Origin of the sequence: Streptomyces sp. NPDC020996, from assembly GCF_040641355.1 — a bacterium.
GTDB lineage: Bacteria > Actinomycetota > Actinomycetes > Streptomycetales > Streptomycetaceae > Streptomyces.
On record NZ_JBFADM010000068.1, the window covers coordinates 1 to 20,946 of the forward strand.

The following is a 20,946-nucleotide window of genomic DNA, read 5'->3' on the forward strand; positions in this document are numbered from 1 at the left end:
CTCGGAGCGACGATGGCGGGACAACGCGCCCCGTCAGCCGAAGCGGCTGGTGCGCCCCGTCAGCCGAAGCGGCCCGCCACGTAGTCCGCGGTACGGGTGTCCTGCGGGCTGGCGAAGATACGGTCCGTGGGGCCGTGCTCGACGATGCCGCCCGGGGTGCCCTGTTCGGCGAGGAAGAACGCGCACTGGCTGGAGACGCGCGCGGCCTGCTGCATGTTGTGCGTGACGATCACGATGGTCACCTCGCCGGCGAGTTCGTGGATCGTCTCCTCCACCCGGCGGGTGGAGGTGGGGTCCAGCGCCGAGCACGGCTCGTCCATCAGCAGCACCCGGGGGCGTACCGCCAGCGCGCGGGCGATGCACAGCCGCTGCTGCTGGCCGCCGGAGAGCGCGCCGCCCGGCTGGCGCAGACGGTCGCGGACCTCCTTCCACAGGCCGGCCCGGGTGAGCGACTCCTCCACCAGTCCGTCCTTCTCGTGGCGGTGCGCGCGGGTGCCCGTCAGCTTCAGCCCGGCCACCACGTTGTCGTAGATCGACATCGCGGGGAACGGGTTCGGCTTCTGGAAGACCATGCCGATGCGGCGGCGGGCGTCGGTCAGGCGTCGTCCGGGGCCGTAGATGTCCTCGCCATCGAAGAGCACCTCGCCGCCGAACCGCGCCGCCGGGATCAGCTCGTGCATGCGGTTGAGCGTGCGCAGGAACGTCGACTTGCCGCAGCCGGACGGGCCGATCAGCGCGGTGACCTGCCCGGCGGGCATCGTCAGGGACACCCGGCTCAGCACCTGGTGGCTGCCGAACCAGGCCGACACGGCACGGGCTTCGAGGGCGGCGGGGGCGACGGCCGGCCCGCCGGCCGCGGAAGGCAGCACGGCGGTGTCGGCCAAGGGGTCGGCCAGGGCGTCGGCCGGGGCGTCGGTCGGGGGGTAGGTGGTGTCCGTCATCTCGGTACCTCGGTTCACGGCGGGGCTGGGCGGGCGTGCGGTCACAGCAGGTTCGGCAGGAGTTCGGTCGCGCGCGTGGCCACCTCGAGGCCCAGCAGCGCGACGACCGGGGCGAAGACGATCCAGGTCTGCTGCCTGCCCCAGCGGTGCCAGGCCCAGACGGCGGCCACGGCGGCGGCCAGCAGCGCCTGCAGCCACATCACCAGCGGCCACGGCACCCCGGCCGGGCGGGCCAGCGGCTGTTCGGACTCCGGCAGCGTGCCGGGGCGGATGACGGCGGCCGGGGTCTGGAAGGCCGCGGAGACCAGGTCGGCGTCGACGCGCAGCACGCCGCCCGGCATGAAGCGCGGACCGGTGGCCGTCACCAGCACCAGGCGGCCCTTGCCGGCCGCCGGTGCCGCGGGTGCCGGATCGCCCGCCCGCCGTACGTCGAGCACCCGGTAGCGGGCCTTGCCCTGGCCGGTGACCACCGTGAGGGTGTCTCCGGCGGTGAGCCGCGCCAGGCGTCCGAACGGGCCGCCGTACGCCGCCGCACGGCCCATCAGCACGCTGCTGCCGGCCTGTCCGGGCATCGGGGTGTCCCGGCGGTGGCCGGGGCCGCCGGTCAGCACGGTGGAGTCGGTGCCTTCGAGGACGACCTGCCGGACACCGATCGCGGGGATCTCGATCAGGGCGAGCGGGGTGCCGGGCGCCAGCAGCGCACCCTGTTGGTCGGCCTGGGCCACCGGAGCGGTGCCCAGGGCGAGTTCGCCCCGCAGCTGGTCGAACGCGGCGTGCTGCGCGGAGCGTTCCTGGATCCCGCTCACCAGCAGCAGCTGAACGGTGATGCCCAGCAGCAGGGCGGCGACGCTGAGCAGGGCGCCCCGGGCGAGATGGCGGACGGCGGTGGCGGCCCGTACCCGTGGCCGTGCGGGGGACGAGGTGAGCGTGGTCTGCACGGCGACCGTCACGGCGGCCCGCCTCCTTCGCTGTTCATGGCGATATCGCCGGGGTGACGACTTCGCCGCTTGTGGGGGTTCGGGTGGGGTGGGCCCGGGGGACCGCGGCGTGGCGGTCCCCCGGGCGGTGGTGTCAGGTGGACTTGACGGTGAAGTTCGCGCCGTTCTTCGCGGACACCGTCGAGGAGCCCGCGTAGGAGGCGTGCAGGGTGTGGGAGCCGCGGCTCAGCAGGGGCAGGGTGACGGTCACCTTGCCGCCGCTCAGGGTGCCGGTGGCGATCACCCGCGTGCCCTCGTAGATCCGCACCGTGCCGGTCGGCGTGGTGCCGGTCGCGGCGACCTTCACCGCCACCTTGGCGTGCGCGGTGTGGCTGACCGTGCTGGGCGCGGAGGTGCTGACGGTCGGCGTGGCCTTCGTGACCGTCAGGCTGACGCTCGTCTTCGAGTCGAGGAGCTTGCCGTTGCCGCCGTAGGAGACCGTCAGCGTGTGCGTGGCCACCTTGAGGTGGTTCGACAGGCTGACCGTCGCCTTGCCGGAGCTGTCCAGGGTGCCGGTGCCCAGCGTGGTGGAGCCCTCCTTCACGGTCACCGTGCCGGTCGGGACCACCCCGTGCGTGCCCGTGACGGTGACGGCTACCTTCGGGGCCTTGCCGTACGCGGTCTTGGGCGCGCTCGCCGTCGTGGTGCTGCCGTACTTGACGGTGCCGGTCCAGGACGCGGCGGCGCCGGTGCCGTTGAGGTTGGCGGCCGAGACGGTGGCGGTGTAACCGCCGAGGGCCAGGTTGCCGAAGGTGTACGACTTGGTGGTGGCCGGGACGTCCTTGACGGCCGCCACGCTGCCGTCCGAACGGGTCAGCGTGAGCCGGTAGTCGGTCACCGGCAGCCCGGTGGCGGCGGGGGCCGTCCAGGTCAGCTTGACGCTCGCGTCGCCGAGGGTGGTCTTCAGGCCGGGCGCGGCCGGCGTCGAGGTGTCGATGCCCGACTCCTCCAGGCCGCCCAGCTTGGCGTGCTTGGCCACGCTGGTGGAGCCGTTGTACGGCTCGTTGACGAAGCCGAAGGCGGCGATGACCTGCTCGGCGGCGTCGGAGGCCAGCTCGGCGGTGTGGCTGCCGCTGGTGACGAAGACGTCGTAGAGGTCCTTGTCGAAGAAGATGCTGGTCGGGTCGATCGCCCGGCTCGGGACGACGTTGTAGACGTCGCGGCCGAAGGTGGAGTTCTCGTAGTAGGCGGTGACCGGCGAGAGCTTGCCGTTCACGGTCGTCACCGGGCTGGTGGCGCCGTTGTCGCCGGGCAGCTGCACCGCCGCCAGGTGGCCGCCCGCGGCGGCCGCGTCCTTGGTGTAGTCCGGGGCGACGCCGTTGACCTGCGCGATCCAGCTGCCGACGGAGAAGGGCGCCAGCGCGCCGTCCTCGGTCAGCGCGGCGTCGCCCTGGTTCTCCTGGACCGTCGGGACGTTCGGGGACAGCGTCGCGTCGGTCAGGCCGATCGCCGACAGGAAGAACTTGCGGGTGCCCGAGCCGCTCTGCGGGATCTTCGGGTGCACGGTCTGGCCGCCGACCTGGGTGAGCGAGCCGGAGTAGATGTCGTGCAGCTGGTCCACCGTCAGGGTGTCCAGGGCCGAGCCCTTCACCGCGACGCCGACCGCGTCCCGGGCGAAGGGGATGTAGGTGAGGGCGGTGCCCGACGTGCTCGGGGTGCCCGAGGAGCGGGCGAAGTCGACCTGGCCCTTGATGGAAGTGCCGGCGGAGTCCGGGTACTTGTCGCCGGTCAGCGACTCGCTCAGGGCGAGGCGGCCCTTGCCGGAGCCGTTCGGGCGCAGGAAGGACGGGCCGTCCGAGCGGGTCTGGATCGTCGAGGAGGTGGAGCCGGTTCCGGGCTCGATCGCGTCGTAGGAGGCGATGCCCGCGCCGTCCGCCGACTTCACGGCGGTGCCCGCGTAGCTCTTGCCGTTGACCGTGTCGCCGGCCAGCGCGTTCATCACGTCCTGCGTGGTGTCCGAGCCCACGCCGACGAGCTGACGGTAGGTTCCGGCGGGGGTGGGGTCGGCGTACGCCGGGCTCGTCAGAACCAGGCCGCCGGACACCACGGCCGCGGCGACGAGCACCGCAGTGGAGCGCGTTCTGCGCATCGAGAGTCTCCTGAGGGTAGTGCGGAGTGAGCGAGGTGATCTGGCAGGGTGGTACGGGCCGCCCGCCCCGACTCCCTTTCGGGGCGGACGGCCGTCTGTGGGGGGTGCGGGCCCCGCGGGGCCCGGTTCTCACCCCCGGCCGGGCGGCAGCAGCCTCCGCAGCCGCTCCGGCAGGGTGAACTCCGGTACGAGCGTCACCGTGCGGCCGCCCGGCAGCGGCACCCGCAGCGGCAGCCGCGGCCGGCTGCCGCCCGCGAAGGGGGCGCCCACTCCGGCGGCCGCGCCGAGGGCGGCGCCGACGGGTACGGCGTAGCGCAGCGGGTTGGCCGGGTCCGCGGGCGTGTTGCCCGCGGCCGTGGTCTGCAGCGCCTTGCCGCCGTCGTACGACGCCCGCGTGCTCGGGGTGGCGCCGGCGCCGCCGCCCGGCGCGGACTCGGTGCCCGTGCCGCCGCCGGCCGCGGTGCCGCCGGTGCCGGTGCCGCCCGCGCCCGTGCCGAGCGTCTCGGAGCCGCCGCCGCTGCCGCCGCTCGCGGAGGGGGTGTCACCCGTGGTGGTCGGCCCGGTGTAGTGCAGGAGCGCGTCGGCCGCGTGGGCGGTGCGGCTGCGGAGGGCCTGCGGCAGCGGGGCGTACCCGGCCGGCAGGCGGCCCGGGTCGGCGCCGCTGACCTGGCCGCCGCCCGCAGCGTACGTCAGCAGCGCCGCGTAGTCCTTGCGGGCGTCCGCCTTCAGCGAGCCCGGCCGGACCGCCGCGTACACCAGCTGGGCCAGCGGGTAGGCGCCCTTCGCCTTGGCGTTCTCCGGGGTGATCTCGGCGACGCCGGTGCCGGAGGCGCCCTTGGCCGCCTCGGTCAGCGAGCCGGCCGACGGGGCGACGAACCGGCCCGCCGTGTTGCGCAGTTCGGCGGTCTGCAGGCCGTACCGGGCGGCGGAGGCCGCGTCGGTGACCGTGATCACGAACCGGGAGCCGACCGTCTGCGGGCCGGTGCTCTTGTACGCGGGCGGGTTGGCCAGCGCGTCCCAGCTCGACTTCCACAGTGTGTCGGCGCGCCGGGTGTGCAGGGCGCCGGAGTGCATGTCCGCCACGTACGGGTGGAAGTCGGTCATGCACTGCTTCTGGTCGGCGGGTGCGTCGGTGCCCGGCGGGACCGTGCACCACGGGTCGCTCTTGGGGTAGTCGTCCGTCGCCGACGGGTCGAACGGGGCGCCGGTCGGGTTCAGGTCCGCGTTGGTGCTGTAGTACGGGTTGACCCGCATGCCGTAGTCGTCGGAGACGCCGTTCAGGAACTGCCGGGCCTCCTTGTCGGCCAGGATCCACCGCCACAGTGCGCGGGCGGTGTCGGTGTGGCCGAGCGAGGTGAGCAGGTCGGTGTCGGTGGCCGGGGTCTCGGCTACCGACAGGTACGCGAACTCCGGGTTCAGGTCGACGAATTCGGGGTCACTGGCCAGCCCCGCCGGGTTGTCCTTCGCCCAGCCGTAGCCCTTGGCCGTGGTGTCGCCGATCACCGCTCCCCAGGGCGAGTTGCGGTACGACTCGGTGAGCAGCTTGGCCACCAGCCGCGGGGTGAGCCTGATCGACTCGACCTTGGTGCCCGCCAGTTCGCGGATGTGGTCCGGCGCCCCGGCCCTGGGTCTGCGCTCGATGGTGAATCCGATGACGGCGCCGGAGAGGGCGACCGGAGCGTACGTCGTCGTCCCGGACGGCGCGGTCGTGCCCGGGTCGGCGCCCAGCGCGCGGGTGGTGAGGGCGAGACCGGAGGCGCCTTCGGCGGTGAGCCGGGCGCGGGTGTCCGGCTCACCGAGCTGCGTGTAGCCGTAGACCTTGCCGGCCGGGCACAGGGCGGCCTGCCAGCTGGTCATGGCGTCCGCGGCCAGTTCGCTGCCGAGGGTGGGCCGCTCCTTCGCGCCGAGCGCGCAGTTGGCGCCGACCGTGTTGAAGCCGAGCGGGATCGCGACGCGGTTCTTCCAGTTGGTGGAGGACACCGGGGAGCCCGCGTTGACCTGACTGTGGTCGGCGTACGGCTTGCCGTCCAGGTCCAGATGGCCCTGCGGGACGATCACGAGCCAGCAGGAGCGCGGCTTCGTGACGCCGTCGCGGGTGACCGGCATGCCGCAGCCCAGGTGCGGGGCCTCGTTGGCGGTCTGCACCTCGAAGTACTCCTGGCCGGTGCCGTCGGCGCCGGTGCGGGCGAAGTCGACCTCGTTGGTGGTGTTGCGGTTGAACAGCGCGTTGTTCTGCGTGCCGGTGGTGATGACCGTGCCGTCCACCGACTTGAACGGCACCTCGCCCGGCGCGCTGGGGTTGGCCGCGCCGTACCGGTCGTCCTGGCCGTAGTTGGTGGGGTCGGCGCTGTAGAAGACCTGGCGGGTGTCGTCCTGTCCGTTGCCGGGCCAGTTGCCGCGGTCGGTGGTCGGGGAGGCGCCGTACTGGCACTGGGTGCGCGGCGGGCCGGGGTTGGACGGCACGGTGCCGTCGTCGTCGCCCCAGCACTGCATGATCTGCACGAAGTCGGTGTCGAACAGGGTGCCCGCGAAGCTGGTCGGGGCGCCGCCCGTCCAGGAGACCTTGACGGCCTGGCTGGTGAGGTGGGTGGTCTGGCTGACGGTGAACCTCATGTCCTTGAACTCACCGCGGCCGGAGACGGTGACGGCGGAGCCGGTGGCGGTGCCGCCCGCGCCGAGGGGTGCCGCGGGCGCCGCCTGGGCGACGGCGAGCCCCGCGAGGGCGCCGGCCGCGGCACCGGCGACCAGGCGGACCAGGGCGTTGCGCAGGACCGGCGCGTTGCGCAGGACCGGCGCGTTGCGCAGGACCGGCGCGTTGCGCAGGGCGGGGGCGTTTCGTCGGGCCTGGGCGTTGCGCAGGACCGGGGAGTTCCGTCGGGCCAGGGCGTTCCGCAGGAGCATGGCGTGGCGTGGCAGTCTCATCGCCGGCCCCCGTCCGTGGCGTCGTCACGGGAACGGGCGCCGGTGAGCAGCCGCGACACGACGGACGGCAGCAGCACCAGCCCCAGCACCAGGAACGAGGCCAGCAGCATCAGCGTCTGGGTGCTCGTCCAGCCGCTCCGGCCGCTCACGGAGACGGGCTGGGCGAGGGCCACGGTGCCGCCCGCGCCCCCGGCGGAGCCGGCGGCGGTGCCGTCGGCGGCGACGGTCTGGCCGGTGTCGGGGTCGACGGCCGTTCCGGAGCCGCCGGACGCGCCGCCCGCCGTGCCGCCGCCGCCCGCTGCGCCGCCGCCGCCCGTCGAGCCGCCGGACCCGGACCCGGAGCCGCCCGAGGCGCCCCCGCCGGTCCCGGAGCCGCCGGACGCGCCGCCCGAGGTGCCGCCGCTGTCGGCCTTCGCTCCTCCGCTGCCGGTCGTGCAGGGTGCCGCGCCCTTCTTGTCGCACGCCGCGGGATACGGCGCGTCCTCGGCGAGCTTGTTGCGGCCGGAGGCGGTGAAGGTGGGGTTGTTGCAGCCCTTGATGTTGACGTTCTGCGCCACCACGCCCGGGATCCGGCGGATCTGCTCGAAGCCCGCCTGCACCAGGTTGATCGGCAGCGGCGAGTAGCCGAGCTGGGGCGCCGCCTGCTGGCCCTGGCACATGAAGTAGTACGAGAACGCGCCCAGCGTCTTGCCCTTGGCCTTGGTGAAGGTGCCCTGCACCTTCAGCGGCAGGATCATGTACGAGTAGCTGGACAGCGGGTAGTTGCGCTTGTCGGTGTCGTTGTAGACGCCGTTCAGCTTCTGGGTGAGGTAGTCCGGTGAGCCCTTGTCGGTGTTGATCTTCGCCTTGAGCAGCGAGACGGCGACGTTCTGCGGGGTCGGCTCGGTGTAGTAGCCGGAGTGGTTGAGGACCTTGGCGACCGGGAAGTGCGCGTTGAGAGCGTAGGAGTAGTTGACGTAGCCGATCGCGCCCTCGCCGTAGTTCTGGGCGACGTAGCCCGCCACGCCGAGGTCGCCGGACTGGGCGATCATGCCGGGGACGGTCGGGTAGTACGAGGTCTGCCCGCAGGCCCCGGACCGGCCGACGCGTCCGCAGTAGGCCTGCCACAGCTGCCTGTGCTGGTCGGCCATCCACGTCGTGAACTGGGCGGTGGAGCCGGAGCCGTCGGAGCGGACCACGGGCACGATGGCGCGGTGCGGCAACTGCAGGCCGGGGTTGTCGGCCCGGATGGCCGCGTCGTCCCAGCTCTTGATCACGCCCGTGAAGATCTTGGTGACGACGTCGCCGGACAGCCGCAGGTTGGTGATCCGCTTGCCGCCGGCGGTCAGGTGGTACATGAAGACCGTGCCGCCGGCCACGATCGGCATGTAGGCGTACGACCCCGAGGCCGGCCGCTCGGCGGCCGAACCGTCCGTCGGGTTGGTCTGGAAGGGGATGTCGGAGACCGCGAAGTCCACGGTGCCGCTGAGGAACTGGCGGCGGCCGTCGGAGGAACCGGTGCCGGCGTAACTGATCCGCATGCCGTACTGGTTGACGGCCCGGCGCCACTCGTCGACGGCGTTCTCCGCCCAGGTGGAGCCCGCTCCGGCGATCGGCGTGTAACTCTCCGCCGCGGCCGGCGCCGCGGCGGGCCCGGCCAGCAGCCCGGCGATCACACCGAGCATCGCGGCGAGGGCCGCCGCCGCCCGCAGGCGGCGGAGACGGGGGATGAGGTGGCTGAGCATCAGTCGGTCTCTCCGGTGTTCTCGCCGGGGGTGTCCTCGGGGCGATCTTCGGGGCGGTCGTCGGTGACGGGGGACTTGGTGGTGCGGATGCCGGTGCGCACCGCGGGGCCGGCGTTCACGACGGGGGCGTCTCCGGCGGGAGCGCTCGCGGCGGGGGCGTCCCCGGCAGGGGCGCTCGCGGCGGGGGCGTCGTCGAACAACGACAGTCGCGGGGCGTGCCGTTCGTCGAAGCGGGCGGCGGTGCGGCGCGAGGCGCGGGCGGTGCGGCGGGCCTGGCGGCGGCTCTGGTGGCCCGGCCCGCGGCCGCCGATGACCCGGGCGACGACGAACAGCACGAGTACGAGCACCATGAGCACCGCCGCCGCGCCGAAACCGCGGGCGATCATCGTCGGCTCCGGCGACTTGATGAAGGTGAACACCGCGAGCGGCAGCGAGAGCATCGGCCCCTCGGTGGGGTCGGCGTTGAGCGCGGCCGTGAAGCCCGCGGTGAGCAGGACGGGCGAGGTCTCGCCGATGCCGCGCGCGGTGCCGAGGATGACCGCGGTGGCCAGCCCGGAGCGGGCCGTCGGCAGCACCACGTGCCACACGGTCCGCCAGCGCGGGGCGCCCAGCGCCTCGGCGGCCTCGGTCAGCGTGCCGGGTACCAGGCGCAGCACCACGTCCGCCGCCCGGATCACGATCGGCAGCATCATCACGCTGATCGCGAAGGCCGCCGCGAGGCCGGACTTCTGCATGCCGAGGCCGAGGATCCAGGTGGCGTACACCATCAGGCCGGCCACGATCGACGGCAGCGCGGTCATCGCCTCGACGATGGTCCGTACGAACCGGGAGAACCGGCCGGGGATCTGGTTGAGGTAGACGGCGCAGGACAGGCCGAGCGGGACGGTGATCGCCAGGGCGATGGTGATCATGATGAGGGTGCCGAGCATCGCGTGGGCGATGCCGCCGCGGGTGAGCGGGTCGAGCGGGCCCGACGCCTGCATGTCCTGGGTGAAGAAGTTGGCGTGCGGCAGCGCGTCCCGGCCCCGCCAGGCGGTGAACCCGACGACGAGCACCAGCCCGGAACACAGCACCAGGGCCGCCGTCCACAGCACGACGGTCATCACCCGGTCCCGGACCGCCTGCGCGTCCTCCTCCAGCCCGGTGAGCACGGCGTAGATCAGGAGGAAACACAGATAGGCGGTGACGGCGAAGCCCAACGCACCAGAGAAGGGCGCGAGTTGCCCGAACAACAGCACGGCGATGCACAGCCCGGAGGCGGCGGCGCCGCACAGCGACAGCACCCCGGACCGGGTGGGGCCGCCGATGCGGCGGGGCTCCTCGGGCGGGCCGGTGTCCGGGCCGGTGGCCGCCGCGGCCGGCGCCGCGACGGGGGCGGTGGTGATCTCTTCCACTACGGTCATCTCATGCCTCGCTCTGTGCGCCGGACCGGGAGCGGGCCACGATGGAGGAGGCGGTGAAGTTGACCGCCAGGGTGAGCAGGAACAGCGCCAGGCCCGCCGCCATCAGCGCCGACATGCCGAAGGTGGACGCGTCGCCGTAGTGCAGGGCGATCAGCGAGGACACCGAGTTGGAGCCGGTCTGCAGGATGTGCGGCTGGATCACGAAGACCGGCGAGATGATCAGGTACACGGCGATCGTCTCGCCGAGGGCCCGGCCGAGGCCGAGCATCGTGCCGCCGATGACGCCGCCCTTGCCGTACGGCAGGACGACCGCGCGGATCATGCCCCAGCGGGTGGCGCCCAGCGCGTACGCCCCTTCCCGCTCGCCGGCCGGGGCCTGCGCGAACACCTCCCGCATCACCGAGCACTGGATCGGCGCGACCATCAGCGCGACGACGATCCCGGCGACGAAGGTGGAGGCGGTGTAGACGCTGTCGGAGGCGAGCGGATCGCCGGACCGGGTGCCGTCCACCGTGAACAGGGGGATCCACCCGAACCAGTCGGACAGCCAGCGCGACAGCCCGATCACGTGCTGCTGCAGGAAGAACAGCCCCCACAGCCCGTACACCACGGACGGCACGGCCGCCATCAGGTCGACCATGGTCACGAGCGTGCGGCGCAGCCGGCGCGGAGCCACCTCGGAGATGAACAGCGCCGTCCCGAGGGCCAGCGGCACGGAGAGGGCCACGGCCACCGCCGCGATCAGCAGGGTTCCGGTGAGCACCGCGGCGATGCCGAACCGGTGGACGTCCGGCTGCCATTCGGCGGTGGTGAGGAACGCCCACCCTCTGACCCGCAGCGCCTGACCGGCCCTCAGCAGCAGGAAGAGCCCGACGGCCGCCATGACGGCGAGAACAGCGACGCCGGTGGCCGTCAACTGAACCCGAAGGATCCGGTCACCGACACCCCGGCCCGTGTACAGCCGCCGTGGCTCGGATCTGCCGGATCTGCCGGACTCTTCTTCCTCAGCGGACTCCATGCAACGCACGCCCCTACAGACGAAACGACTCTCCCCGCACGCAGCCGAGTGGCTGCCGCGCGAGGAGAGTCAATGGCCGAACCTTTTCGAACGCGCCGTGCACACATGACCGGATCGGGAACAGATCATGTCTTCTCTGTGCGCCTCTTGTGGGCACGGCTGTTGCCCGGCCGGCGCGAGGTGACGGTGCCGCACGCGACGTGCGGCAGCGAAGCCGTGGGCCGGTGCCGGATCCGGCCCGGCGTGGGTCTGCGCCGGGACCGCCGAAGCGGCGGCAGGCAGGCGGTGCCATGGGGGAGGATGACCGGCATGACGGATCAAGGCTCCAGCATCGACCCCACCACGCCCAGCATCGCCCGCGTCTACGACTATCTGCTGGGCGGCAAGGACAACTACGCCGTGGACCGGGAGATCGGCGACGTCTTCAAGCGTGACCTGCCGGGGTCGGTCGCCATCGCCTTCGCCAACCGGGCCGCTCTGATACGCGCGATCGCGCAGATAGCGACGACCACCGACGTGCGGCAGTTCGTCGATCTGGGCAGCGGCCTTCCCACCGCGGACAACGTCCACCAGGTCGCCCAGCGGCACGCCCCCGAGTCCCGGATCGTCTACGTAGACACCGACCCGCAAGTACTCGTCCACGGGCGCGCCTTGCTGGAGCAGAACGAACGGACCCGGGTCGTCATGGCGGACGTCCGCAACCCCGCGGAGGTCCGTAACCACCCCGATACCCTGGAACTGATCGACTTCGACCGCCCCGTCGCCGTCATCTTCAGCGCCGTCCTCCACCACGTCAACGACGACGAGGACCCGGCGGGCATCGTCCGCTACTGGCGCGACCGCGTGCCCTCCGGCAGCTACTTCTTCGTCAGCCACTTCCGCTCCGGCGACAACCCCGAGACGGAGGAGGCCGAGCAGATCCTGCAGCGGACCTTCGGCCGCGGCCGGTGGCGCACGGACGCCGAGATCGCCGCCCTGCTGGAGGGCCTGGACATCCTCGAGCCCGGGATCGTGCCCGCACCCCTGTGGCGTCCCGACACCGTCGACAGCCTGTGGAGCGACGGCGGCGAACGCGAACTCACCGTCTGGGAACAACTCATCGTCGCCGCACTGGCCCGCAAGCCCTGAACGACGGTCCCGCGCCCCGGGTCTCGCCCCGCTGACCGCGCTCCCGCCCGGCGCGGGCCTCCTGGCCGCGGCCGTCGTGGCCGGGACGCGCGGCGCCCTCGCCGACGGCAGGCAGGTACGGCGCTCGAATGCTGCCGGAATCAGGAAAAGATCGATCCACCCTCGCCGTGTCAGGATTCCGTCAAGTCGGAGATCAGCGACGGGCGGGAGGGGGACGGCACGCATGGCCTGGTTTCTCGGCCTCGGCATCGCGGGGATCGTGCTGCTCGCCCTGTCGCTGGTCCTCGACGGGCTGCTGGACGGCGCGTTGGACGGCGTGCTGGGCGGCAGCCTCGACGGATGGCTGTCGCTGCCGGTGGTCGCCGGTTTCCTGTCGATGACCGGGTTCGGCGCCGTCATCGCCCAGGCGGCGACGGGCGCCGGCCCCGTGGGCGCCACCGCTGCCGGCGCGCTGGCGGGGCTGCTCACGGCGTGGCTCACCTACCGCTTCAGCCGTGCCCTGATGCGTGACCGGACCGCGGCGGCACCCACGGGCAACGACCTGATCGGCGTGTCCGGCAAGGTGGTGACCGCCATCCCGGCCGACGGTTTCGGCGAGGTGATCCTGCACGTCGCCGGCCAGCCGGTGAAATTCGCCGCGCGCTGCGTCGCGCCGGTGGCCCGGGGCGCCGAGGTGTGGGTGGAGGCGGCGCCGTCCGCGACCTCCGTACTGGTGCGTCCCGCGGAACCCTGAGCCGCCGGCTACGGCACGGCGGCCGTCCGACCGTCCGGTCATCGCCCCGATCGGGGCTCTTTCCCCACCCTTCGGGGTGCTGTCTGTCTGGGGGCATGTCATGACACCTGTCGTCTCCGCCGTGGTCGGAGTCGTCGTCCTTCTGGTGCTGATCGCGCTGGTCGTCGTCAGCCGCTACAAGGTGGCAGGTCCGAGCGAGGCGTTCATCGTCACCGGCCGGCGCGGCAAGAAGGCCACCGATCCGGAGACCGGCCGGGTCTTCACCGACAACAGCGGGCAGAAGGTCGTGGTCGGCGGCGGTGTGTTCGTCGTGCCGTTCGTGCAGCAGAAGTTCACCCTCGACCTGTCCTCCCGGCACATCCCGGTGGCGGTGCGCGGCGCGGTCACCCTGCGCGGCGTGAAGGCCAACCTCGACGGGGTGGCGATCGTCAAGGTCGGTGGGACGGAGGACGCGATCCGCGCGGCGGCGCAGCGGTTCCTGATGCAGCAGGACGGCATCGTCGGCTTCACACAGGAAGTGCTCTCCGGCGCGCTGCGGGCCATCGTGGGGCGGATGTCGGTGGAGGACGTCATCCGCGACCGGGCTGCGTTCGCCGGGCAGGTGGCGGAGGAGGCCGAGGCGAGCCTGTCCGGGCAGGGACTGGTGCTGGACGCGTTCCAGATCCAGGACATCACCACCGAGGGCTCCTACCTGGAGGATCTCGGCCGCCCGGAGGCGGCCCGCGCCAAGCAGGAGGCGGACATCGCGGAGGCCGAGGCGCGGCGGGCGGCCGAGCAGGCGCGGCTGAAGGCGGAGGAGGAGATCGCCGTCGCCCAGCGCACGCTCTACCTGAAGCAGGCCGAGATCAAGGCCGAGACCGACCAGGCCGCCGCCCGGGCCGACGCGGCCGGTCCGCTCGCCGAGGCTGCCCGGAGGCAGGAGATCCTCGCCGAGCAGGAGAAGGTCGCCGAACGGCAGGCCGCGCTGACGGACCGTCAACTCGACACGCAGGTCCGCAAGCCCGCCGACGCTCAGCGGTACGCCGCCGAGCAGGAGGCCGAGGCCAAGCGTGTGGCCCGCGTGAAGCAGGCCGAGGCCGAGCGGCTGGCCGCCATCGCCGCCGCGCAGGCGGAGGCCGAGCGGGCCCGGCTGGTCGGTGAGGGCGAGAAGCAGCGCCGGTCGGCGCTGGCGGAGGCGGAGGCCGTCGAAGGCCTGAAGCAGGGCGAGGCCGAGCGTGCCCGGCGCGCGGCCATCGCCGAGGCCGTACGACTGGAGGGCGACGCGGAGGCCGCGGCGATCGCGGCCAGGGGCGGCGCGGAGGCCGACGCGATGCGCAAGAAGGCGGACGCCTTCGGGCAGTACGGCGACGCCGCGGTCCTCCAGATGCTGGTCGAGGTGCTGCCGCAGGTCGTGGCGAAGGCGTCCGAACCGCTCAGCGCGGTGGAGAAGATGACGGTCATCTCCACCGACGGCGCGGGCCGGATCCCGCGGGCGGTGGCGGACAACGTCGCCCAGGGCCTGGAACTGCTCGGCTCCACCACGGGCGTCGACCTGACGCGACTGCTGAAAGGCATCACCGAGCGGGCCACCGGCGCCGTGCAGGGCGAACCGTCGGCCGCCTCGCCCAACGGGAAGGCAGAGATCGCCGGCTGAGCGGCGGTCGCCGGAGCGCAGGCCGCCGGAGCCCTCACCGCGGCCGGGCGCGGTGGTCCGGGAGGACCACGGCGCGGTGGCGCCGGCCGCGGTGCGGGTCAGCTGCCACGGCGGCCGGCCGGTGACGGTCCACCCGGTGACCGGCGGTCCGGCGACCGCCTGCTCCACGGCCCGGGCCGGAATCGGTCTTCCGCGGCGAACCGAGCCGTGCCGGGGCGGCGCTCAGCGGGCCCCGGCTGTCTCGGCCGGGACGTCGGCCGGGGTCCCGGCCGGGGTGTCGCGCAGGCCGAGGCGCAGGTGCTCCACGTGGTAGAGGGCCTGCTCCAGCAGCTCGGCGACGTGGTTGTCGTAGAGGGCGTAGATGACCGAGCGCCCCCGGCGCTCGCCGGTGACCAGGCCGAGGTTGCGCAGCAGGCGCAGTTGGTGGGAGCAGGCGGACTGCTCCATGCCGACGGCGTCGGCGAGTTCCGTCGCCGCGCACGGGCCTTCCTGGAGGCGGGACAGGATGCGCAGCCGGGACGGGGTGGCGAGGGCCTGGAGGGTGGCGGCCACGTCGGCGGCGCCCACGGTTTCGAGGCGCTCGCGCGCGGTGGCGGTGGTCTTGGCGTCAGCTCCGTGGCCCATGGCACTCATCCTACGGAGCGCCGTCCCGTGGATACATGAAAGCATCTTCATGTGATCCTGTACGGTGAGGCAAGCGGCGCCTCCTCCGGGCCGACCGCTGCCCTGTATGCCTTCTCGAAGGACTTCCGCTCCGATGACCTCCACCCTCGCCCCCGCTCCCGCCGACCGGGCGGCGTCCGCAAGCGACACGGGTACGCCCCGGCGCGGCACCCGCCTCCTCGCCCTGCCCGAGGCGCGCTGGGCCGCCTCGGCCGCGGTGTGCTTCCTGCTCGCGCTGCCGGCGCAGCTGACCGGGGCACCGGCGTGGGCATGGGGCCCGCTGTACGCGCTGACGTATGCGGCCGGCGGCTGGGAGCCGGGCCTGGCGGGCCTGCGGGCGCTGAAGGAGAGGACCCTCGACGTCGACCTGCTGATGGTCGTCGCCGCGCTCGGGGCGGCGGCGATCGGGCAGGTCATGGACGGCGCGCTGCTGATCGTCATCTTCGCCACGTCCGGCGCGCTGGAGGCGCTGGCCACGGCACGCACCGCCGACTCCGTGCGGGGGCTGCTGGATCTCGCGCCCGCCACGGCGACCCGCGTCGGCGCGGACGGCGCCGAGGAGACCGTCCCCGTCGAGGAACTGTCCGTCGGCGACACCATCCTCGTACGGCCCGGCGAACGCATCGGCGCCGACGGCCGCGTGCTCGACGGAGCCGGCGACGTCGATCAGGCGACCATCACCGGCGAGCCGTTGCCCGTCGCCAAGGAGAAGGGCGACGAGGTCTACGCGGGCACCCTCAACGGCACCGGCGCCCTCAGCGTCCGCGTCGAGCGCGACGCCTCCGACACGGTGATCGCACGGATCGTGCGCATGGTGCGGGAGGCGTCCGAGACCAAGGCGCCCACCCAGTTGTTCATCGAGAAGGTCGAACAGCGCTACTCGCTCGGCATGGTGGCCGTGACCCTCGCCGTGTTCCTGGTGCCGCTCGCCTTCGGCGCGAACCTCACCGACTCGCTGCTGCGGGCCATGACCTTTATGATCGTGGCTTCGCCCTGCGCGGTCGTGCTGGCGACCATGCCGCCCCTGCTGTCCGCGATCGCCAACGCCGGACGGCACGGTGTCCTGGTCAAGTCGGCCGTCGTCATGGAGAGGCTCGGACAGATCGACGCGGTGGCGCTCGACAAGACCGGCACCCTCACCCAGGGCACCCCGAGGGTCACCGACATCCTGCCGCTGACCGGATCCGGCCTGGACGAGGACGAGTTGCTGGTCCTCGCGGCCGCCGCGGAGCACCCGAGCGAGCATCCGCTGGCGCACGCCGTCGTGGACGCCGCGTGCCGGCGCGGGCTCGCCCCGCCGGTGGCCGAGGACTTCGACTCCACGCCCGGTGTCGGCGTGACCGCCACCGTCGACGGACGCGTGGTCGCGGTCGGCGCGCCGGCCCGGCTGCTGAACGGCGCGACCGACGCGGACTCCGCGCGGGCGTCGGTCCTGGCCGGTGGACTGGAGGACGACGGGCGCACCGCGGTGCTGGTCACCGTGGCCGGTACGCCGGTCGGCGTGCTCGGCGTCGCGGACCGGCTGCGCCCCGACGCCGGCGCCGCCGTCGCCTCCCTCACGGTCCTGGCCGGGACCGCGCCCGTGCTGCTGACCGGCGACAACCCGCGCGCCGCCGCCCGCCTCGCCGCCGAGGTCGGCATCGGGGACGTGCGCGCCGGACTGCTGCCACAGCACAAGGTGGGCGCCGTCCGGGAGCTGGCGGACACGGGCCGCAAGGTGATGATGGTCGGCGACGGCGTCAACGACGCCCCGGCGCTGGCGGCCGCCCACACCGGTGTGGCCATGGGCGGGGCAGGCTCCGACCTCGCCCTGGAGACCGCCGACGCCGTCATCGTCCGCGACGAACTCGCCGCCGTCCCCGCCGTGATCTCCCTGTCCCGCAGGGCCCGCAGGCTCGTCGCGCAGAACCTGGTGATCGCCGGTGTCTTCATCACGGGCCTGGCGGTCTGGGACCTCGTCGGCAACCTTCCGCTGCCGCTCGGCGTCGCGGGCCACGAGGGCTCCACCGTCGTCGTCGGCCTCAACGGGCTGCGGCTGCTGCGCGAGACGGCCTGGAAGCGGGCCGCCGAATGAGCCGCCGCAAGGCCCCCGCCCAGGCGGCGGCACCCCGGTGCACGGTCACCGTGTGCCGCGGCTGCTGCTGCGGCACGGCCAAGATTCCCGGCGTCGACCACGCCGCCCAACTCGCCGCGCTGAAAGCCCAGCTGGGGCCGGTCGCCCAGGTCAGGGCGGTGAACTGCCTCGACGCCTGCGAGCAGGCCAACGTCATCGTCGTACAGCCGTCACCGGCCGGGCGGGCCGCGGGCGGGCGGCCGGTCTGGCTCGGGCTGGTCAACGACCCCGACGCGACGGCCGACATCGTGACCTGGGTCAGGGCCGGAGGCCCGGGTGTCGCCGATCCGCCGGTGATCCTCGACCTGTACGAGTTCGGTCCGTCCCGGCGTGTACGGCGCTCGGTGGAGGACTGAACCCACGGGGGAGGCGGCCCCGTTCCCCGGCACCCCGGCACCCCGGCACCCCGGCCTTCGTGACCGAGGAGACGGCCCGTGGCCCTGGCCGCGCCGGATGCGGCATGACGCAGATCACTGCGCGCGGGGCCCGATCTTGGAATTGGCGGCCTGCCGTCGCTGCTGAGCTGTCGGGGGCTTTCCCTGCCCCGGGGTGGGCCGGGCAATGGTGCGCGGCGCGGCAGGCCACAGGATCCGGACGGTTTCGGGCCCTTCTGCCGTCCTGCTCCTGTACCGCGCTCTTCGAAAGGTTCTCCCGCACCATGCCTCTGGCTCTGCTGGCGCTGGCTGTCGTCGCCTTCGGTATCGGCACGACCGAGTTCGCCACGATGGGGCTGTTGCCCCAGATCGCCGACGGTGTCGGCGTGTCCGTGCCGCACGCCGGCAACCTCGTGTCGGCCTACGCGCTCGGTGTCGTCGTCGGCGCTCCCGTGCTGACGGGCATCGGCGCGCGGGTGCCGCACAAACGGCTGTTGCTGCTGCTGTCCGGGCTCTTCGTGGTCGGCAACGTCGCGTCCGCGCTGGCTCCCGACTTCGCCCTGCTGTTCGCCGCGCGGTTCCTGGCGGGCCTGCCGCACGGCGCCCTGTTCGGCGTGGGCGCCGTCGTCGCCTCCCGGCTCGTCGCCCCCGAACGGGCCGCGCGCGCCGTCTCGAAGATGTTCCTGGGACTCACCGTCGCCAATATCGTCGGAGTCCCCGCCGGCACCGCACTCGGCCAGCAGCTGGGCTGGCGGTCCGCCTACGGCGCGGTCGCCGTCATCGGCCTCGTCGCGCTCGCCTCGCTGGCCTGCTTCGTCCCGCACCAGCCGCGCGGCCGGCAGTCCGGCATCCGGCACGAACTGCGGGCCATGGGCAACCGGCAGGTCGTGATCGGCCTGGCCACGGCGGTGGTGGGCTTCGGCGGGTTCTTCGCCGTCTACAGCTATCTGGTGCCGATGCTGACCCGTGTGACGGGCATCTCCGACTCCTCGACCACGCTGGTCCTCGCGCTCTACGGGGTCGGCATGACGGTCGGCACCCTGGTCGCCGGCCCGCTCACGGACCGCGCGCTGCGGCCGACCCTGTACGGGGGGCTGACCGCGCTCGCCGCGGCGCTGGTGACGTTCTACCTCACCGTCCACAGCACCGTGCCCGCCCTGGTGACGATCACCTTCATCGGCGCGATGGGCGCCTTCATCACCACGCCGGTCCAGATGCTGCTGATGGCCAAGGCGAAGCACGCCCCCACGATGGCGGCGGCCTCCAACCACTCCGCCTTCAACCTGGCCAACGCGGGGGGCGCCTGGCTGGGCGGCCTGGCCATCTCGGCGGGCTGGGGCTGGGCCTCGCCCGCTCTGGTCGGCGCCGCTCTGGCCGTGGCGGGCCTCGGTCTCGCCGTCGCGGGAGGCGTCCTCGACCGCGGCGGCCCGGACTCCGAGGTGGTCGTCTCCTCCGGCGCCGAGGACCCGGCCGACGCCGGACGCGCCGCCACCGGGCAGCCCGTGAGCGAGGCGACTGGTTCCTCCCGGACGTCGGCGGCTGCCGGGGAGCGGGGATAGCGCGCACGCCCGCGCACGCCCCGGCATCCGTCAGGTCCCCTCTGCCGCCGGGCTACCGCGCATCGCTCGTGGGTCTGGCCTCCTTCTCCGCCGCGGGCTTGATCGCCTGCAGCGCCGCGCGCATGACGATGCCGGCACCGGGCGACACGAGCGTCCAGTAACGGGCGAAGCGCCGGGTGGTGGCCGGGTCGGTGCAGGCCGTGCGCACCTCGTAGGTCAGCAGGCAGCGGCGGGTGCCGTAGGGGTGGACCACCAGCGCGGCGGCGATCTTCGCCCAGCCCGGCTCCGCGAACTCCACGAAGTCGCCGGGATCGACCCGCCGCCACTGGATGGACGGCTGCCACACCTTCCCGACGACGCCGAAGACCAGCTCTCGCCCCGGATCCTCGGCCAGCCCGACCCACGGCTGCTCCCGCTCCTGCCGGTCGTGCGGCTCGTGCCGCTCGTCCTCCTCCGTGACCGTGTCGAAGAGATCGGCCAGCCGCAACGAGGGCGGAGGCGGGGCGGAGTCGCCGCGCAGCCGGTCGGGCACGCCGCGGGCCCGGGCGGCCAGCTCGAACAGCGGAGAGTGGATGGTCAGCAGGTCCAGCTCGCGCGCCGCCCGATAAGTCCGCGACGCCCCCGCGGCGACGGCCGTGCACTCCAGGCGGCTGAAGCGGAAATCCGGCAGCACCCCGTCCAGCAGCAGCGGTCGTGCACCGGTGTTCGTGTCCATCGCAGCCTCCTCCGGCCGGCATCTCCAGTGTGGTCGGCGAGCGGCTCCCCGGCGCGACGGGCGGCCGGAGGAGGCCGGGGACGGGGAACCGGCGCCCGAAGGCCGCCCGAAATGTGCTTACGGGCAACCCCGGGGCCCTCCATCGGCGTGGAGGTGGGTGAGGGGGCCTGAAGGGGGCGGCGCGCGTGCAGTTCATCGAGGTGACGGAGCTGGCCGGCGTGCGGTCGGCGGTGATCCGGTTCGAGCGGCCGGGGACGGGGCTGGCCTTCCTGCTCTTTCCCATGATCCATCTGGCCGAGGAGGCCTTCTACCATGAGGTGACCGCACGGCTGCGCGACTGCTGCGACCTCGTGATCGCCGAGGGCGTCGGCGAGGGGTCGGCGGGCGCCGACGCCCTGGTGGCGTCGTACCGACGGCTGGACGGGCACGAGCGGCTGGGGCTGGTGGTGCAGGACATCGACTTCGACGCGCTCGGGCTGCCGGTGGTGTGCCCGGACATGAGCGGCGAGCGGTTCCAGGAGGGCTACCGGCGACTGCCGTGGAAGGAACGCGCGATGGTGGCCACGGTCATCCCCGCCGTGACGGCGGGGATGCGGCTGCTGGGAACACGCCGGTGGCTCGCCCGGCACCTGGCGACGGAGGACTTGCTGAGCGAGGCCGAGGAGGCGGCGGCGGACTTCTGGCCTGGCCTGGACGACCTGGTGCTGCGTCGCCGTGACCGGCTGCTGGTCCGGTCCCTCACCGACTTCGACCGGGGCTACGCGGGCCGGAGCGGCCCCTTCACCGTGGCCGTGGTGTACGGCGCCGCCCACCTGCGCGCCGCCTCCGAGGCACTGACCGAACTGGGCTACCACGCCTCGGACGCCGAGTGGATCAACGTATTCGCCCTGGACCCACCCGCCGGGCCCCGGCCGTGACAGCCGGGCCCCGGCCCCCGCTGACGCGGAGGAGACA

General features: G+C 73.4%; 16 protein-coding genes. 7 read left to right on the top strand and 9 right to left on the bottom strand.

The window, feature by feature from the left end; translation table 11 throughout:
* Nucleotides 1–59: 59 nt before the first annotated feature.
* The 7 genes from pstB to pstC all read right to left on the bottom strand — a co-directional run bounded on the left by pstB (nt 60) and on the right by pstC (nt 11,074).
* The gene (gene pstB / locus AB0G63_RS32800; protein ID WP_360757831.1) at nt 60–941 is read right to left on the bottom strand and encodes a phosphate ABC transporter ATP-binding protein PstB; all 882 of its coding nucleotides are present in this window, start codon (nt 939–941) and stop codon (nt 60–62) included.
* 41 nt (nt 942–982) lie between these two features.
* Nucleotides 983–1,891: a sortase gene (locus AB0G63_RS32805; RefSeq protein WP_360757833.1), complete on the bottom strand. Its 909-nt coding sequence runs from the start codon at nt 1,889–1,891 to the stop codon at nt 983–985.
* Nucleotides 1,892–2,012: 121 nt separating this feature from the next.
* Nucleotides 2,013–4,007, bottom strand: coding sequence for an Ig-like domain repeat protein (locus AB0G63_RS32810; RefSeq protein WP_360757835.1), 1,995 nt, complete (start codon nt 4,005–4,007; stop codon nt 2,013–2,015).
* 129 nt (nt 4,008–4,136) lie between these two features.
* Nucleotides 4,137–6,929, bottom strand: coding sequence for a hypothetical protein (locus AB0G63_RS32815; protein ID WP_360757837.1), 2,793 nt, complete (start codon nt 6,927–6,929; stop codon nt 4,137–4,139).
* Nucleotides 6,926–8,653, bottom strand: a complete 1,728-nt coding sequence (locus AB0G63_RS32820; RefSeq protein WP_360757839.1) for a phosphate ABC transporter substrate-binding protein PstS — start codon at nt 8,651–8,653, stop codon at nt 6,926–6,928. Before AB0G63_RS32820 ends, AB0G63_RS32815 begins: the two co-directional genes overlap by 4 nt.
* Nucleotides 8,653–10,056 carry a phosphate ABC transporter permease PstA gene (gene pstA / locus AB0G63_RS32825; protein ID WP_360757840.1) on the bottom strand — a complete coding sequence of 468 codons (1,404 nt, stop codon included), beginning with the start codon at nt 10,054–10,056 and terminating at the stop codon, nt 8,653–8,655. Before pstA ends, AB0G63_RS32820 begins: the two co-directional genes overlap by 1 nt.
* Before the next feature lies 1 nt (nt 10,057).
* Nucleotides 10,058–11,074 carry a phosphate ABC transporter permease subunit PstC gene (pstC, locus tag AB0G63_RS32830; RefSeq protein ID WP_360757845.1) on the bottom strand — a complete coding sequence of 339 codons (1,017 nt, stop codon included), beginning with the start codon at nt 11,072–11,074 and terminating at the stop codon, nt 10,058–10,060.
* A 309-nt stretch (nt 11,075–11,383) separates the two neighbouring features.
* On the opposite strand from pstC, the gene AB0G63_RS32835 reads away from it, so the two are divergent.
* From AB0G63_RS32835 to AB0G63_RS32845, 3 genes are all read left to right on the top strand, one after another.
* Complete coding sequence (locus AB0G63_RS32835) at nt 11,384–12,202, top strand: SAM-dependent methyltransferase (protein ID WP_360757849.1); 819 nt, start codon at nt 11,384–11,386, stop codon at nt 12,200–12,202.
* Nucleotides 12,203–12,425: 223 nt separating this feature from the next.
* Nucleotides 12,426–12,935 carry a hypothetical protein gene (locus AB0G63_RS32840; protein ID WP_360757852.1) on the top strand — a complete coding sequence of 170 codons (510 nt, stop codon included), beginning with the start codon at nt 12,426–12,428 and terminating at the stop codon, nt 12,933–12,935.
* A gap of 100 nt (nt 12,936–13,035) precedes the next feature.
* Nucleotides 13,036–14,568 carry an SPFH domain-containing protein gene (locus AB0G63_RS32845; protein ID WP_360757855.1) on the top strand — a complete coding sequence of 511 codons (1,533 nt, stop codon included), beginning with the start codon at nt 13,036–13,038 and terminating at the stop codon, nt 14,566–14,568.
* 222 nt (nt 14,569–14,790) lie between these two features.
* Here the strand turns inward: AB0G63_RS32845 and AB0G63_RS32850 are convergent, their stop codons facing one another.
* Complete coding sequence (locus AB0G63_RS32850; protein WP_360757857.1) at nt 14,791–15,192, bottom strand: metalloregulator ArsR/SmtB family transcription factor; 402 nt, start codon at nt 15,190–15,192, stop codon at nt 14,791–14,793.
* Between the two features lie 133 nt (nt 15,193–15,325).
* On the opposite strand from AB0G63_RS32850, the gene AB0G63_RS32855 reads away from it, so the two are divergent.
* From AB0G63_RS32855 to AB0G63_RS32865, 3 genes are all read left to right on the top strand, one after another.
* Nucleotides 15,326–17,305 (top strand): heavy metal translocating P-type ATPase, encoded by a 1,980-nt coding sequence (locus AB0G63_RS32855; protein ID WP_360757861.1) that lies wholly within the window; start codon nt 15,326–15,328, stop codon nt 17,303–17,305.
* Nucleotides 17,302–17,700: a (2Fe-2S) ferredoxin domain-containing protein gene (locus AB0G63_RS32860; RefSeq protein ID WP_360757864.1), complete on the top strand. Its 399-nt coding sequence runs from the start codon at nt 17,302–17,304 to the stop codon at nt 17,698–17,700. Before AB0G63_RS32855 ends, AB0G63_RS32860 begins: the two co-directional genes overlap by 4 nt.
* Before the next feature lie 302 nt (nt 17,701–18,002).
* Nucleotides 18,003–19,277 (top strand): MFS transporter, encoded by a 1,275-nt coding sequence (locus AB0G63_RS32865; RefSeq protein WP_360757867.1) that lies wholly within the window; start codon nt 18,003–18,005, stop codon nt 19,275–19,277.
* A gap of 52 nt (nt 19,278–19,329) precedes the next feature.
* Here AB0G63_RS32865 and AB0G63_RS32870 read toward each other — a convergent pair whose 3' ends face one another.
* Entirely contained in the window at nt 19,330–19,992 is a 663-nt protein-coding gene (locus AB0G63_RS32870) for a hypothetical protein (protein ID WP_360757869.1), read from the bottom strand.
* A gap of 185 nt (nt 19,993–20,177) precedes the next feature.
* Between AB0G63_RS32870 and AB0G63_RS32875 the strand changes: the two genes are divergently transcribed.
* Complete coding sequence (locus AB0G63_RS32875; RefSeq protein ID WP_360757871.1) at nt 20,178–20,909, top strand: hypothetical protein; 732 nt, start codon at nt 20,178–20,180, stop codon at nt 20,907–20,909.
* The last annotated feature ends 37 nt before the right edge of the window (nt 20,910–20,946 follow it).

Bases quoted from the DNA above. Each gene is read 5' to 3' on its own strand.
- pstB (WP_360757831.1), bottom strand. From the start codon at position 941: ATGACGGACACCACCTACCCCCCGACCGACGCCCCGGCCGACGCCCTG.
- AB0G63_RS32810 (WP_360757835.1), bottom strand. From the start codon at position 4,007: ATGCGCAGAACGCGCTCCACTGCGGTGCTCGTCGCCGCGGCCGTGGTG.
- AB0G63_RS32815 (WP_360757837.1), bottom strand. From the start codon at position 6,929: ATGAGACTGCCACGCCACGCCATGCTCCTGCGGAACGCCCTGGCCCGA.
- AB0G63_RS32820 (WP_360757839.1), bottom strand. From the start codon at position 8,653: ATGCTCAGCCACCTCATCCCCCGTCTCCGCCGCCTGCGGGCGGCGGCG.
- pstA (WP_360757840.1), bottom strand. From the start codon at position 10,056: ATGACCGTAGTGGAAGAGATCACCACCGCCCCCGTCGCGGCGCCGGCC.
- pstC (WP_360757845.1), bottom strand. From the start codon at position 11,074: ATGGAGTCCGCTGAGGAAGAAGAGTCCGGCAGATCCGGCAGATCCGAG.
- AB0G63_RS32835 (WP_360757849.1), top strand. From the start codon at position 11,384: ATGACGGATCAAGGCTCCAGCATCGACCCCACCACGCCCAGCATCGCC.
- AB0G63_RS32840 (WP_360757852.1), top strand. From the start codon at position 12,426: ATGGCCTGGTTTCTCGGCCTCGGCATCGCGGGGATCGTGCTGCTCGCC.
- AB0G63_RS32845 (WP_360757855.1), top strand. From the start codon at position 13,036: ATGACACCTGTCGTCTCCGCCGTGGTCGGAGTCGTCGTCCTTCTGGTG.
- AB0G63_RS32850 (WP_360757857.1), bottom strand. From the start codon at position 15,192: ATGGGCCACGGAGCTGACGCCAAGACCACCGCCACCGCGCGCGAGCGC.
- AB0G63_RS32855 (WP_360757861.1), top strand. From the start codon at position 15,326: ATGACCTCCACCCTCGCCCCCGCTCCCGCCGACCGGGCGGCGTCCGCA.
- AB0G63_RS32860 (WP_360757864.1), top strand. From the start codon at position 17,302: ATGAGCCGCCGCAAGGCCCCCGCCCAGGCGGCGGCACCCCGGTGCACG.
- AB0G63_RS32865 (WP_360757867.1), top strand. From the start codon at position 18,003: ATGCCTCTGGCTCTGCTGGCGCTGGCTGTCGTCGCCTTCGGTATCGGC.
- AB0G63_RS32870 (WP_360757869.1), bottom strand. From the start codon at position 19,992: ATGGACACGAACACCGGTGCACGACCGCTGCTGCTGGACGGGGTGCTG.